Source organism: Microbacterium sp. BF1 (genome assembly GCF_019279095.1).
Classification (GTDB): domain Bacteria; phylum Actinomycetota; class Actinomycetes; order Actinomycetales; family Microbacteriaceae; genus Microbacterium; species Microbacterium maritypicum.
On record NZ_JAGYWT010000021.1, the window covers coordinates 1 to 11,992 of the forward strand.

General features: G+C 67.6%; 15 protein-coding genes, 1 tRNA gene and 1 pseudogene. 9 read left to right on the top strand and 8 right to left on the bottom strand.

All coding sequences use genetic code 11. The features are described 5' to 3' along the window. Positions 1 to 121: 121 nt before the first annotated feature. Together KZA10_RS01505 and KZA10_RS01510 are read right to left on the bottom strand one after the other, a co-directional pair. Positions 122 to 301: a DUF1275 family protein gene (locus tag KZA10_RS01505; protein WP_218681986.1), complete on the bottom strand. Its 180-nt coding sequence runs from the start codon at positions 299 to 301 to the stop codon at positions 122 to 124. Next, a complete protein-coding gene (locus KZA10_RS01510) occupies positions 298 to 738 on the bottom strand; it encodes a hypothetical protein (RefSeq protein ID WP_218681987.1) in 441 nt (146 codons plus the stop codon). Before KZA10_RS01510 ends, KZA10_RS01505 begins: the two co-directional genes overlap by 4 nt. 90 nt (positions 739 to 828) lie before the next feature. Here KZA10_RS01510 and KZA10_RS18655 point away from each other — a divergent pair. Then, positions 829 to 2,786: pseudogene (locus KZA10_RS18655) on the top strand (MFS transporter). A gap of 76 nt (positions 2,787 to 2,862) precedes the next feature. Here KZA10_RS18655 and KZA10_RS01525 read toward each other — a convergent pair. Further along, positions 2,863 to 3,348: a Dps family protein gene (locus KZA10_RS01525; protein WP_017830662.1), complete on the bottom strand. Its 486-nt coding sequence runs from the start codon at positions 3,346 to 3,348 to the stop codon at positions 2,863 to 2,865. Positions 3,349 to 3,478: 130 nt separating this feature from the next. Between KZA10_RS01525 and KZA10_RS01530 the strand changes: the two genes are divergently transcribed. The 4 genes from KZA10_RS01530 (at position 3,479) to KZA10_RS01545 (ending at position 5,107) form a co-directional block, all read left to right on the top strand. After that, positions 3,479 to 4,015 (top strand): gamma carbonic anhydrase family protein, encoded by a 537-nt coding sequence (locus KZA10_RS01530; protein WP_218681988.1) that lies wholly within the window; start codon positions 3,479 to 3,481, stop codon positions 4,013 to 4,015. 28 nt (positions 4,016 to 4,043) lie between these two features. Further along, positions 4,044 to 4,117: transfer RNA gene (locus KZA10_RS01535), tRNA-Ile, on the top strand. An 81-nt stretch (positions 4,118 to 4,198) separates the two neighbouring features. Next, the gene (locus KZA10_RS01540) at positions 4,199 to 4,417 is read left to right on the top strand and encodes a hypothetical protein (protein ID WP_218681989.1); all 219 of its coding nucleotides are present in this window, start codon (positions 4,199 to 4,201) and stop codon (positions 4,415 to 4,417) included. Between the two features lie 57 nt (positions 4,418 to 4,474). Continuing rightward, complete coding sequence (locus KZA10_RS01545) at positions 4,475 to 5,107, top strand: DUF6301 family protein (protein ID WP_218681990.1); 633 nt, start codon at positions 4,475 to 4,477, stop codon at positions 5,105 to 5,107. A 104-nt stretch (positions 5,108 to 5,211) separates the two neighbouring features. Here the strand turns inward: KZA10_RS01545 and KZA10_RS01550 are convergent, their stop codons facing one another. Beyond that, positions 5,212 to 5,841, bottom strand: coding sequence for a hypothetical protein (locus tag KZA10_RS01550; RefSeq protein WP_218681991.1), 630 nt, complete (start codon positions 5,839 to 5,841; stop codon positions 5,212 to 5,214). Positions 5,842 to 6,058: 217 nt separating this feature from the next. On the opposite strand from KZA10_RS01550, the gene KZA10_RS01555 reads away from it, so the two are divergent. After that, positions 6,059 to 6,319 (top strand): DUF6458 family protein, encoded by a 261-nt coding sequence (locus KZA10_RS01555; protein ID WP_218681992.1) that lies wholly within the window; start codon positions 6,059 to 6,061, stop codon positions 6,317 to 6,319. A 44-nt stretch (positions 6,320 to 6,363) separates the two neighbouring features. Here KZA10_RS01555 and KZA10_RS01560 read toward each other — a convergent pair whose 3' ends face one another. From KZA10_RS01560 to KZA10_RS01570, 3 genes are all read right to left on the bottom strand, one after another. Further along, on the bottom strand, positions 6,364 to 6,681 hold the full coding sequence (locus KZA10_RS01560) for a hypothetical protein (RefSeq protein WP_218681993.1): 318 nt from the start codon (positions 6,679 to 6,681) through the stop codon (positions 6,364 to 6,366). A gap of 152 nt (positions 6,682 to 6,833) precedes the next feature. Continuing rightward, complete coding sequence (locus KZA10_RS01565) at positions 6,834 to 7,757, bottom strand: AraC family transcriptional regulator (protein WP_256934274.1); 924 nt, start codon at positions 7,755 to 7,757, stop codon at positions 6,834 to 6,836. A gap of 112 nt (positions 7,758 to 7,869) precedes the next feature. Continuing rightward, positions 7,870 to 8,610: a 3'-5' exonuclease gene (locus tag KZA10_RS01570; protein ID WP_218681994.1), complete on the bottom strand. Its 741-nt coding sequence runs from the start codon at positions 8,608 to 8,610 to the stop codon at positions 7,870 to 7,872. 66 nt (positions 8,611 to 8,676) lie between these two features. Between KZA10_RS01570 and KZA10_RS01575 the strand changes: the two genes are divergently transcribed. Further along, entirely contained in the window at positions 8,677 to 9,576 is a 900-nt protein-coding gene (locus KZA10_RS01575) for an alpha/beta fold hydrolase (protein ID WP_218681995.1), read from the top strand. Here KZA10_RS01575 and KZA10_RS01580 read toward each other — a convergent pair. Further along, positions 9,548 to 10,021, bottom strand: a complete 474-nt coding sequence (locus KZA10_RS01580; RefSeq protein WP_017830653.1) for an Lrp/AsnC family transcriptional regulator — start codon at positions 10,019 to 10,021, stop codon at positions 9,548 to 9,550. The genes KZA10_RS01575 and KZA10_RS01580 overlap by 29 nt on opposite strands. Before the next feature lie 171 nt (positions 10,022 to 10,192). On the opposite strand from KZA10_RS01580, the gene pdhA reads away from it, so the two are divergent. Together pdhA and KZA10_RS01590 are read left to right on the top strand one after the other, a co-directional pair. Then, a complete protein-coding gene (pdhA, locus tag KZA10_RS01585) occupies positions 10,193 to 11,314 on the top strand; it encodes a pyruvate dehydrogenase (acetyl-transferring) E1 component subunit alpha (RefSeq protein WP_141386044.1) in 1,122 nt (373 codons plus the stop codon). Then, positions 11,311 to 11,992, top strand: a 682-nt coding sequence (locus KZA10_RS01590) for an alpha-ketoacid dehydrogenase subunit beta (protein WP_218681996.1), incomplete at its 3' end; no start/stop codon positions are given. The genes pdhA and KZA10_RS01590, both read left to right, overlap by 4 nt.

The following is an 11,992-nucleotide window of genomic DNA, read 5'->3' on the forward strand; positions in this document are numbered from 1 at the left end:
GCCCTCGACCTGTATTCCACTCCCGGTTCACAGCGTCTCGTTGCTGCGGTCGCAGGTTCCTCAACGGGGCTTTCCGCGAGTGCGGAGTCCCCGGTCATCGAGCTGGACTTCCAGCCGAGTATCACAGAAGCGACGACGCCAATCCCTGCTCGAGGATGTCCACACCGGCCTGGGTCGAATTGCCGCTCATGAAAGAGACGAAGAAGCCGCCGGTGTCGATGAACCCGATCGCATCCACATACCCCGCGACGCCGCTGAGCACCAATGACAAGGCCAGACCCCGTCGTGTGACATCTCTCATGGCGTAATCCACCGCCCGAAGTGACACCGCGCGACACCGGGGACGCTCTTCACCGCCTGCGAGACCCGCTGCATCAGGGGCCCGAGCGCCGCGAGCACCTCGACCGACGCGTTCTCGAGCAGCCAATGCTCACGCGGGGCGATCGCGCCGATGAACGGCAACCCTCCGATCTCCCACCCCGCGCGCACCTGCCAGTGCTCGTCGTGCCAGATCGTGAACTCGCTCGGGGCGCAGGGTCCGCATTCGGCCGGGTCCAGCTCGCCGCCGCGGGGCTTCTCCGGCACCAGCATCGGTTCAAGCGGTCGCATCGTGATCGTCTCGAAGGCCCACGGCAGTCCCTCGGCGACGGCGGAGGCGTCGAGTGCCTCGCCGATCGGGAGCCTGCGGTGGAACGCGGAATCGGCGGGATGCTGGTCGATCGTGGCGTCGTCGCTCATCTCCCCATGCAATCACGGACCGCGTGCCACCCGGTCGATCGAGCCCGGGTGTTCGACCCCGCGCCACTCGATCGCCGATAGCCTGAGTCGGTGGGTGCGAGCGAGGACAGAGCCAGGAAACGTCTCTCCCGGACCCCACCCAAGTGGGCGATCGTCGCCGTGCTCGCCTTCGCGGGCCTGTGCTCCTCTTTCATGTTCACGCTCGTCGTCCCACTGCAGGCCGAGCTCCCGCAGCTGCTGAACGCCTCCCGCGAGGACACCACCTGGGTCGTCACCATCACGCTGCTCGTCGCCGCCGTCGCCACCCCCATCTCGGGCCGGCTGGGCGATATGTACGGCAAGCGCCGGGTCGTGATCGCGCTGCTCGCGATCCTGATCCTCGGCTCCGTGATCGCCGCGGTCTCCGGCTCGATCGTCGGAGTCATCATCGGTCGCGCACTCCAGGGTGCGGTGACGGGGGTCGTCCCGCTCGGCATCGCCATCATGCGCGACGTGCTGCCTCCGGAACGGCTCGGCACCGCCGTGGCCCTCATGAGCGCGACCATGGGCGTCGGCGGAGCGATCGGCATGCCGGTCGCCGCCCTCCTCGCCCAGCCTGCGGGCCTCGTGATGATGGTGATCTCGCCCTCTCCGGCTGGCTGGAGCGCACCGTGGGTCCGCGCCCGCTGTTCACGGTCGGCGCCACCGCGATCGTGCTCGCCTACGTCTTCGTGCTGCTGTGGTCTTCCGAGGTGTGGCACGTCCTCGTCGCGAACCTGCTGATCGGCGTGGGCATCGGGTTCACGTTCGCCGCGATGCCGATGATCATCATGCGCTCGGTCCCGGCCAACGAGACCGGCGCATCGAACGGCCTGAACGCGCTGTTCCGCTCGATCGGAACGTCGGGAGCCTCGGCCGTGATGGGATGGTCGGATCGACCCTCCCTCGAGCTCCTGGACGCCGCGACCGGCGATGTTCCGACGTATCTCGTCAACGCCGATGTCCACAGCGTCTGGTTGAACAGCACGGCTCTCGCGCGCGAAGGTTTCCGCAGTGAGGACGGCGTGCTGCGCGAGACCGACGCCTTCGAGATCTCGCGGCGCCTCAACGCCGTCGACTCAGCCCACGGCGATCGCGCGATCATGCGTGCAGGCGAACAGGCGGCCGCACGCGGTATCACCGGGCTCGTCGACTTCGACATGGCGTGGAGTGCGGAAGCCTGGCCGCGGCGGGTCCAGGACGGTTTCTCCTCGCATCGCGTCGAGTTCGCGATGTACCCCTCCGACCTCGAACGGGCGATCAGTGCCGGGCTGCGCACCGGAGAGCTCCGCGAAGAGGGCGATGTCCCGGCACCAGCACGAGGGCTCGTGCATGTCGGACCTCTCAAGGTCATCACCGACGGTTCTCTGGGCACACGAACGGCAGCGTGCTCGCACTCGTATCCGGGCGATCCCGACAACTTCGGGATGCTCACCGTGCCGTCGGACGAGCTCGTCGCACTCCTCACCCGCGCGACCGGTGCGGGGCTCGGCGTGGCCGTGCACGCGATCGGCGACCGGGCGATCACTTCTGCTCTCGACGCGTTCACCACGACGGGCGCCGTCGGCTCGATCGAGCACGTGCAGCTCGTGCGGCACACCGATCTCGCCCGTTTCGCCCGTCTGGGCGTGATCGCCAGCGTCCAGCCGCAGCATGCCGTGGACGACCGCGACCTGGTGGATCGTCACTGGGCCGAGCAGACCGCCATCGGCTACCCGCTCGCCTCGTTGCGTGACGCCGGTGCGCAGTTGCGCTTCGGGTCGGATGCACCCGTCGCCGAGCTCGACCCCTGGCACGCCATCTCAGCCGCGGTGTCGCGTACCGACGACGATCGGGCCGCCTGGCATCCGGAGGAGCGGATCACCGTCGACCAGGCGCTCGAGGCGAGCGTTCGTTCGTCGCTGCGTCCCGGCGAACCCGCCGACATCGTGCTGTGCGCCGCGGATCCTCGAGCGGCGACGGGGGAGGGGCTGCGGTCCATGCCCATCGTCTCCACCCTTCTCGCGGGGTACGTCACACACGTCCTCTGATCGTTGCTGGTACGAAGAAGGGGCGGTGCTCGGAGGACCGAGCACCGCCCCTTCTCAGGTCAGGCGATATCTGAGATCACGCAGCGATGTGCGAGACGAGGAACCAACGGTCCTTCTCGAGACCGCGCTGGATCTCGATCGCGACGTCCTGGCTGGTGAGGTCGACCTCGTCGAGGCCTTCGACAGCCGCCTTGACGTCGACCAGGATGGCGTCGATGTCCGAGATGACGGCGCGGATCAGCTCGTCGGACTGGGCGAAGCCGGCCGCGACCGAGGTGGATCCCGCCTTGTCGGCGACAGCGCTCACTCGTGCGTCGATCGGGAGTCCCAGCGCGACGATCCGCTCAGCGGCCGTGTCGGCGAAGTCGCCGGCGTGGGCGACGATGGTGTCGAGCAGCTCGTGGACGCCGATGAAGTTCGCGCCACGCACGTGCCAGTGGGCCTGCTTGCCGTTGACGGTCAGCGCCTGCAGGCCGAGGACGACAGGGGAGAGGAACTGGGCCGCCCCTGCAGCCACGGTCGGGTCGATGGCGGTAGTGGAAACGGTCTGTGCCTTGCTCATCTTGTGCTCCTCCGGAACGGTTACTCGTATCTGTTGGAGACAACGCTACTCAGCCTCAGACATTCCGCAAGCAAGCTGAGGCTCGGCTCACTTCCGCGTGATTCCGCGGAAGTGAGGGTAGTCTCCCCTCATGAGCATCGCGTCCGGAGCCTCTGTCCTCTCCCTGCCGAACACCACACCGTCGATCGACGCGACGGCGTTCGTCGCCGACGGCGCGCGCATCGTCGGCGACGTCTCCCTCGCCGCCGGATGCAGCGTCTGGTACAACGCCGTCCTCCGGGGAGATTCCGCGGGGATCGTCATCGGACCGGGCTCCAACGTGCAGGACAACGTCTCGGTCCACGTGGACACGGGTCACCCCGTCGTGATCGGCTCGAAGGTGTCGGTGGGCCACAACGCGGTCGTCCACGGCTGCACGATCGGCGACGGCACACTGGTCGGGATGGGATCGGTCATCCTCAGCGGTGCGGTGATCGGTGACGGCTGCCTCATCGCGGGGGGAGCGGTCGTGCTCGGAGGGACGGAGATCCCTCCCGGTTCTCTCGTCGCGGGCGTCCCCGCGAAGGTGCGACGGGCCCTCACCGACGAGGAACGCGCGGGGCTCATCGCCAACGCCGACATCTACCTCGGGCACTCGCAGACGCATTCCGCGGCTACGCGGGTGTGAGCGCCCGGCCGCTAGGCTGAAAGGGTACGGGGCGGTGGCCAAGCTGGTTAAGGCAGTGGGCTCATAACCCAACGATCGCGGGTTCAAGTCCCGCCCGCCCTACTCGAACTCTCGCCGAGCGCCACACCACCGCCCGCACTCCCGTGCCGGCACCATGGCTGAAGCCCCGCCCTGAGGAAGACGATGACAGAACACAGCACGGCTCACCCACCGGGGCTCTTCGGCCACATCGGCGGTGTCGAGGTCGCACTCCTGTCCATCACGCAGGCCGGAACATTGGGCGCCCCTGTCGACTATGTCACCGCGCGCCGAGCGGATGTGCCCGCTGGGACCCCTGAAGTGTCGGTCGACCGTGCGGACTCTGCCGATCTGATCCGGGTGCCGATCTCTGTGGTGGATTAGCTCGCCCGCTGGTGGTGGATAGTGCGGCTCGATGGCGGCGAGTACCAGGCGAGTCAGATGCGCGATGGACAGGTGCTCATCGGGACCTCCGACAGTCGTTTCGTCTGGGGCGACGGGTGGGACGGGAACGTCCGTGACGGCTGGCAGCGCTGGGTCGATGCGGAAGGGCTCGACGCGACGGCGACGCGCCACCCGCTCCAAGCCGTGGGGTGGAAGGCGATGAATGCCGCTGAGCTGTGCGACACCATGGAATTCTGGGCGAGCGCGTCCTGGCCGCTGACGCGGGACGAGGCGCAGAAGTTGGCCGTCGATCGCTTCGGGTGGACGATCGAGGTCGAAGACGGCACCTCTTACCTGATGAACACCGTGTCGGGGTTCACGGTCACCGATGTGATGATGATCGACCACAAGAACGTGATGATGGATCTGAGTCTCGACGTGTCCGACACGATCCGCGATGTGACGCCGGAATCCACGGCCTTCCTCGGCGACACGTTCACGCTGATGGTCCGCGAAGGTGAGAGCCGCTGGGGCACGCCGACGAAGACGGACTTCGAGGACACCGTGGCTGCGCACTGGGATGTCGCCGGCGGAGCTCGGATCGAGTTCACCTTCCTGCCCAAGGGGCTCACGGCGATGTACGAGACGCCTCAGGGCGCCGAGCTCTCACGCAAGAGCGGCAACCGTTGATGGCCGACGGCAGTGAGTTCGAGAGCCGCTTGCGCCGTGAGGTCTGCGATCGGGTCTTCCTCGTCGCTGTGCGCTGAGCCAGTACCCGGCCGGAACAGGCGTGGTCAGGGGCCTGCCACGCGGGGCGGGCGCCGCGAGGCGGCCACGGCGAGAGCCTTCGCGTCGAAGTAGTCTGACCCGTCGACACGGAAAGGCTGTTCGTCCAACCACACCGCGTCGCCGTCGACCCGGAGTACACCGACGTACATGACCCGATCAGCGTCAGATGACCAGATGTAGAGGAGCAGGTCGTCTCCGAGGCTGTCCTGCGCAGCAGCGAAACCCTCGGTGATCTCGGCAGCGTCGGTGTGCCCGTTCCGGATCGTCTCGAGAAGCGGGCGTATCGGGAACGAGCCGTCGACGCCGTAGATCACCGGATTCGTCAGCACACCACCACCCTTGACCCGCCATCGGCGAGAGCCGACGAAGATCATCACGATGCTGACGACCACCAGCACCGGCGGGAGCGCGAACGCGCCGGCGATCGCCAGGCCGCCCTTCACCCGGCCGCCGAGGAGTTCAACTGTCGCCTCCGCATTGAGGTAGACCGTCAGTGACAAGACGACCATGACCACGGCGACGACGGTCCAGACCGCCCTCTTGCGCGGTGACGACTCCGACGCGAACAGATCAGGGCGCGTGGCGAACCAGGAATACAGATTGCGGTGCGTGGACCTCAACGGGGCGAAACTCATCTGACCATCCCTTCTCCACCATTCTCGCGTGTCCGACAGGTGGCAGGTCTCGCGATCGTCGTCACGGCATCTGCACGACGGCAGGTCGACCGGTGGCAGGGGCTCGCCGGAAACCCACCCGAACGCACGGTTCGTCGGCTGTCAAGCCCCTCCCGCCCGGCTGGACACCGCGCCATTGTTCGAAGGTGCGGCACCGCGCCGCAGAACGGGAGGCACCATGAGCATCGGCAGCGGAATCCCGCTCTTCGTGATCGGGGCGATCCTCGTCTTCGCGATCAATGTCGACGTCGCCTGGGTCGACCTCGACATGGTCGGCTACATCCTGATGGGCGCAGGATTGGTCATATTCCTGCTCGGCATCGTCCTGCTGGCGCGTCGTCGTCGGACGGAGACGGTCTCGCGCACCGTCGTCGACCCCGCGACGGGAGCACCGACGACTCGTCGCTCCGTGAGCTCCACCGGCGACGACGCGGTGTGAACCGGTCGGCTGGCGGCGTCGACCCCGGAGGGTGTCGGGCGCCGTCAGTCGGCGTGGACGCTCTCGAGGTGTTCCTCGACGAGGGTGATGCCACCGCTGGAGCTCACGGAGTGCGCGAGTTCCTCGATCCATCTCCGGCTCAGGTCCGGCGTCTCCGCGTCCTGGAACACGAACCGCAGCGGGATCGAGGGGTGCAGCCACAACGTCGAGCGACCGGGCGCATCGCCTTCAGGGTGTCGCCACGAGAGCGTGAAGCTCTCATCGCGGCGGAGCTTCGTGGCGATGACGACCTTCAGGTGCGCAAGCGCGCGATCGTCGATCTGGATCGGGGTCTTCGCGTCGCCGTAGTAGAGGCTGCCCATCAGCAGGGGGACGATTCGACGATGTGCGGGGCACAGACCATGGTTCTCCTCGACGGCGTGCTCGGAGGACCGAGAAGGCGGTCCGGGATATTCGAACTCTAGCCAACAATGTCCCGCGGAGACGGGACGCGCCGTCCGATGCGAACAGAGTCTTAGTTCCCTGTCACGCAGACGGCAGTGAAGGCGCAGCCCCATAGGTCTCGCGGTAGGCCACGGTGAACCGGGAAGAGTTGCTGAAGCCCCATCGCCGAGCGATCTCGCCCACGGAGCGGCCGTCCATCGCGGAGATCGCGCTGGGCACCGTCAAGGCGCGCTCGTCGCAGGGCATCGGCAGGCGTGATGTCGAGAGCGCGCCGGAATGCGTACTGCAGACCCCGCGTGGAGATGTAGGACGCGGCCGCGACATCGTCGATCGTGATGGCGAGATGGGCGTTCGCATCGATGTAGGCGAGTGCTCGACGCACGGACGCAGGCGCGCCGGCGCGCTGTGCCGGACGCTGCAGCGAGTCCGTGAACGTCGTCGGGAACGCCGAGAGGGTCACCGTCAAGGCATGACGCTCGAGCTCGGCGATCAGCAGCGGGTCCGTGTCTCCCGCAGCCAAGGACTGGTCGAGGTACGCGAACATGCGCTCCCAGCGCTGGGCGTCGGCTGCGGAGTGCGGCACGAGCCCGGTGGTGCGCAGCTCTCGGCGATCGTCGCCGGTGATCTGCCGCGCTCGATTCTCTGCCGCCTGATGATCGAACACGACGGCTCGAACGCGAGCGGAGCGGTCCCATCTCGCCTCGACCTCGGTGCCATCCGACATCCACACGGATTGCGCATCCAGCGACTCCCGCCCGGACCAGACGCGCGCGTCAGGAGCCTCCACACGGCACACCAGGAGCTGCTCCAGAGGCTCGGCTCGCGAATGCACCTGCGCGGCGAGGCTATAGTCGATCAGGGACGCGGTCTCGAGCTCCTCGGATCGCCAGTCGAATCGGAACCTCCGCGGGTCCGCCTTCTGCAGCGACGAGGAGGGGACGAATTGCTGCCACGTGGACTCCACCCGCTCCAGATCGGCGGATGTGAACTGCATGGGTTGCTCCTTGTGCTTCGCGCCCCGATCCCACTCGAAAGCGCACCACCCGGAGCGTATCCCACCGCAACTGGACCCCGGCCGTAGAGCACTGATGCGCTCGAGGGATCGGTCAATCTGAGAGAGGGGAATCCGTGTGAGGGGAAGGGGATCGAACGGGCCAGCTACCGTCGAGCGCGTCATCGGGGTCGAGCCGGCCGATGCTCACGAAGTACTCGGTGAGGCTCGCCGCCTGCGATCGGGCCCACCCGATCTGACGCGTGTGGAGTTGCGCGGGAGATTCGGGGAGACTGAACTGACGCGCGAGCGCCTGCGCGACACGTCCGGCGGCGATGGCGTCGGCAGACGCTTCATGGGCGCTCTCCAGCGGCACGGCATAGTGCGCCGCCACCACTTCGAGCGTGCGCCGGCCACGACGGTAGCGGTCGAAGGCCTTGTCGATCACGAGCGGATCGATCACGGGGGCCGGGTCTGTCAGGGGCTCGACTCCGTGACGGATCGCTTCACAGGCGAGCAGGGAGAAGTCGTACGACGCGTTGTAGGCGACGACCGGCACCCCCTGATCGAACAACGATCGCAACGCGGCGGTGACCTCGGCGACGACCTCGTGCGCCGGCCTTCCCTGCGATCGTGCGTGCATGGTGGTGATGCCGTGCACAGCGGTCGCTCCTTCGGGAATCGGGACTCCGGGGTCTGCGAGCCATGAGCGAGCCGCGACCTGGCGTCCCCCCGCATCGAGCACGCCGACATAGGCGGTGACCACGCGATCCGACTCGACGTCGACGCCCGTCGTCTCCAGGTCGAACACACCGACGCGCGTGAGCCACGCGGGGAGCGGAGATCCGGATGGCATGCCCTCACGCTACGGCCGGCCGCGGACATTCAGGAGAAGGCGCACGGCGGCTCGTAGACTCGGACCATGACCGTGCCATCTCCCTACGCGGACCGTCTTCGTCGCCTTCCCGTGCAGCGCCACGAGGTCGAGGTGCGCGGTGCCACCACGGCATATTGGGTGTACGGCCCTGAAGACGCCGAGACCACGGTCATCGCGGTGCACGGCTTCCGTGGCGAGCACCACGGCCTCGAACCGGTTCTCGCCTACCTCCCCGAAGTTCGCGTGGTCGCCCCCGACCTTCCCGGCTTCGGCGAGTCGGCGCCTCTTCCCGGCCGCGGACACGATCTCGACGAGTACGCCGGATGGCTCACCGACTTCGCCGCGGAGGTCGCACCGGGCGCCGTGATCCTCGGTCACTCGTTCGGCTCGATCGTCACGGCGGCGGCTGTCGCGCGCGGACTGCAGACCCCTCGTCTGATCCTGCTGAACCCCATCGGGGCGCCGGCGTTGGAAGGCCCGAAGGGACTCATGACCCGTCTCGCGGTGCTGTACTACGCGCTCGGCGCCTGGCTCCCCGAGGCCTTCGGAACCGCGCTGCTGCGCAACCGGGTCATCGTCCGCGTCATGAGCATCACGATGGCCAAGACGAAGGACCCCGAACTCCGTCGGTTCATCCACGACCAGCACGACACCTACTTCTCTCGGTTCTCCGACCGCGACGTGCTCCGCGACGCCTTCGTCGCGAGCGTCTCCCACGACGTCCGCGAGTTCGCACCCGAGATCGAGGTCCCGACGTTGCTGGTCGCGGCCGAGCGCGATGACATCACGCCGATCGAGGCGGAGCGGAAGCTGGCGAAGATCTTCCCCGAAGCCTCACTGGTCGAAATCGCGCACGTGGGGCATCTGATCCACTATGAGACCCCGGCCGAAGCGGCGGGGGCCATCCGACGCTTCCTCAGGATTCCCGTCGCGCGAGGCCGATGAGTCCGGCGACCCGGAACGGGATCACCTCGCCCATCGCGAGTGAGGTCTCGGTGCGTTCCACGCCTTCGATCGACAGGATCCGCGCGTCGGTGTCGAAGAGGTGGCGCGCATCCCGGCAGGCCACACGTGCGAGCAGATCGATCGATCCGCTGAGGCCATGCGCCTGCACGACCTCCGGAATCCGGGCGAGTTCGTTGATGATGCGGGGGAGCTCGGTCTGTCGCACGCCGATGCTGACGAATGCCTGCAACGGGAATCCGAGCACATCGGTCGAGAACGACCGCTCGTACGACAGGAAGATTCCGCTCTGCTCCAAGCGCGCCATTCGCGCCTGAATCGTGTTGCGCGAGAGCCCCAAGTTCTCCGCCAGCGCCACGATGGTGGTCCTGGGGTCGTCGGCGAGGGCGGCGAGAAGCTCGAGATCGATGCGGTCCAGTCCTGGCATAGTGCCAAACCCTAGCAGCACCTCATCCCCCCAAATTGAGCAACATGCTCAAGCCGCTTCAGAATGCTTGAGCGAGGTGTTGACCAGACGTACTCTCAGACCATGCCCGTGATGACGCTGGCATCAGTGCGCGGAGCCTCACGAGGGCCGCCGAGGACGAGGAGGACGACGATGTCACCGCAGATCACCCCCATCGCAGACACCGCCCAGGATCTGGAGCTCTCGGAGCGCATCCTCAACCCGGATGGAAGTCGCATCGCGAACCCTCGGCTGGACCCCTTCGTCGCCGACGTCGATGCCGAGCAGCTGCGCTCCCTGCTGCGTGACATGGTCATCCTCCGGCGGATCGACGCAGAAGGCGTCGCCCTCCAGCGTCAGGGACAGCTCGGTCTCTGGGCTCCCTGCCAGGGCCAGGAGGCGACGCAGATCGGCACGGCGAGGGCCATCGCTGCGCAGGACTTCGTGTTCCCCAGCTACCGCGAGACCGGAGTCATCTACGCGCGAGGCGCCCAGCCCGGCGACTATGTGCGCATGTGGCGCGGAGAGGAAGGCGCCGCGTACGACCCCGCCGCCCTCGGGGTCGCTCCTTTGCAGATCATCATCGGCGCGCAGACCCTGCACGCCGTCGGCTACGCCCTGGGCATCCAGCACGACGGCGCCGACGAGGTCGCCGTGACCTACTTCGGAGACGGCGCGACGAGTCAGGGCGACGTCAACGAGGCGATGATCTTCGCCGCGTCCTACCAGGCGCCCGTCGTGTTCGTCTGCCAGAACAACCACTGGGCGATCTCCGAGCCTGTCGCCGTGCAGTCGCAGTATCCGATCGCCGGACGTGCACCCGGCTTCGGCATCCCCAGTGTCCGCGTCGACGGCAACGACATCCTCGCCTGCATGGCGGCGATGCGCTGGGCGCTCGAGCACGCACGGTCCGGCAAGGGCCCCGCCTACATCGAAGCGGTCACTTATCGGATGGGTCCGCACACGACGGCGGACGATCCGACGCGGTACCGCGACGAGGCCGAACTCGAGTCCTGGCGCCGGCGCGACCCGATCGTGCGACTGGAAGCGCACCTGCGCGCCACCGGAGCCCTCACGGACGAGCACCAGGCGGAGACCCAGGCGGCAGCCGACGTCGTGGCGAAGGAGATGCGCGCCGCATGCCTCGGCATGGTGACGCGCCCGCCCCTCGCGGTCTTGGACGGCGTCTACGCCGAGCCGCACCCCGGACTCGAGCGTCAGCGCGGCGAGTACGCCGCGTATCTCGCATCGTTCGAGAGCGAGGCATCGGCATGACCGAACTCACTCTCGGAAAAGCACTCGGCGCGGGCCTGCGTCAAGCGATGCGCGACGACGACAAGGTCGTGCTCCTCGGTGAGGACATCGGAAAGCTCGGCGGTGTGTTCCGCATCACCGACGGGCTCCTCGACGAGTTCGGCGCGGCGCGGGTGATCGACACACCACTGGCGGAGTCCGGGATCGTCGGAACTGCTGTCGGTCTGGCGTTCCGCGGCTACCGCCCGGTGGTGGAGATCCAGTTCGACGGCTTCGTGTACCCCGCGTTCGACCAGATCGTCGCCCAGGTCGCGAAGCTGCACTACCGCACGCAGGGCCGCGTGAAGATGCCCATCACCATCCGGATCCCGTGGGCGGGAGGGATCGGCGCAGCCGAGCACCACTCCGAATCTCCGGAGGCCTACTTCGTGCACACGGCAGGACTGCGCGTGATCGCGGTGTCGAACCCGGAGGACGCGTACCGCAGTCTCCGTCAGGCGATCGCGTCGGACGACCCGGTGATCTTCTTCGAGCCGAAGCGTCTGTACCATCACAAAGGCGAGGTCGACCTCGAGGCGCCGCTCGCGGACGCGCCGCCGATGGGACTCGCGCGCGTCGTGCGCACCGGAACGGACGCGACACTGATCACCTACGGGGCGATGGTCTCCACGGCGCTGCAGGCGGCCGAGGCCGCCGACG

Bases quoted from the DNA above. Each gene is read 5' to 3' on its own strand.
- KZA10_RS01505 (WP_218681986.1), bottom strand. From the start codon at position 301: ATGAGAGATGTCACACGACGGGGTCTGGCCTTGTCATTGGTGCTCAGC.
- KZA10_RS01510 (WP_218681987.1), bottom strand. From the start codon at position 738: ATGAGCGACGACGCCACGATCGACCAGCATCCCGCCGATTCCGCGTTC.
- KZA10_RS01525 (WP_017830662.1), bottom strand. From the start codon at position 3,348: ATGAGCAAGGCACAGACCGTTTCCACTACCGCCATCGACCCGACCGTG.
- KZA10_RS01530 (WP_218681988.1), top strand. From the start codon at position 3,479: ATGAGCATCGCGTCCGGAGCCTCTGTCCTCTCCCTGCCGAACACCACA.
- KZA10_RS01540 (WP_218681989.1), top strand. From the start codon at position 4,199: ATGACAGAACACAGCACGGCTCACCCACCGGGGCTCTTCGGCCACATC.
- KZA10_RS01545 (WP_218681990.1), top strand. From the start codon at position 4,475: ATGCGCGATGGACAGGTGCTCATCGGGACCTCCGACAGTCGTTTCGTC.
- KZA10_RS01550 (WP_218681991.1), bottom strand. From the start codon at position 5,841: ATGAGTTTCGCCCCGTTGAGGTCCACGCACCGCAATCTGTATTCCTGG.
- KZA10_RS01555 (WP_218681992.1), top strand. From the start codon at position 6,059: ATGAGCATCGGCAGCGGAATCCCGCTCTTCGTGATCGGGGCGATCCTC.
- KZA10_RS01560 (WP_218681993.1), bottom strand. From the start codon at position 6,681: ATGGGCAGCCTCTACTACGGCGACGCGAAGACCCCGATCCAGATCGAC.
- KZA10_RS01565 (WP_256934274.1), bottom strand. From the start codon at position 7,757: ATGCAGTTCACATCCGCCGATCTGGAGCGGGTGGAGTCCACGTGGCAG.
- KZA10_RS01570 (WP_218681994.1), bottom strand. From the start codon at position 8,610: ATGCCATCCGGATCTCCGCTCCCCGCGTGGCTCACGCGCGTCGGTGTG.
- KZA10_RS01575 (WP_218681995.1), top strand. From the start codon at position 8,677: ATGACCGTGCCATCTCCCTACGCGGACCGTCTTCGTCGCCTTCCCGTG.
- KZA10_RS01580 (WP_017830653.1), bottom strand. From the start codon at position 10,021: ATGCCAGGACTGGACCGCATCGATCTCGAGCTTCTCGCCGCCCTCGCC.
- pdhA (WP_141386044.1), top strand. From the start codon at position 10,193: ATGTCACCGCAGATCACCCCCATCGCAGACACCGCCCAGGATCTGGAG.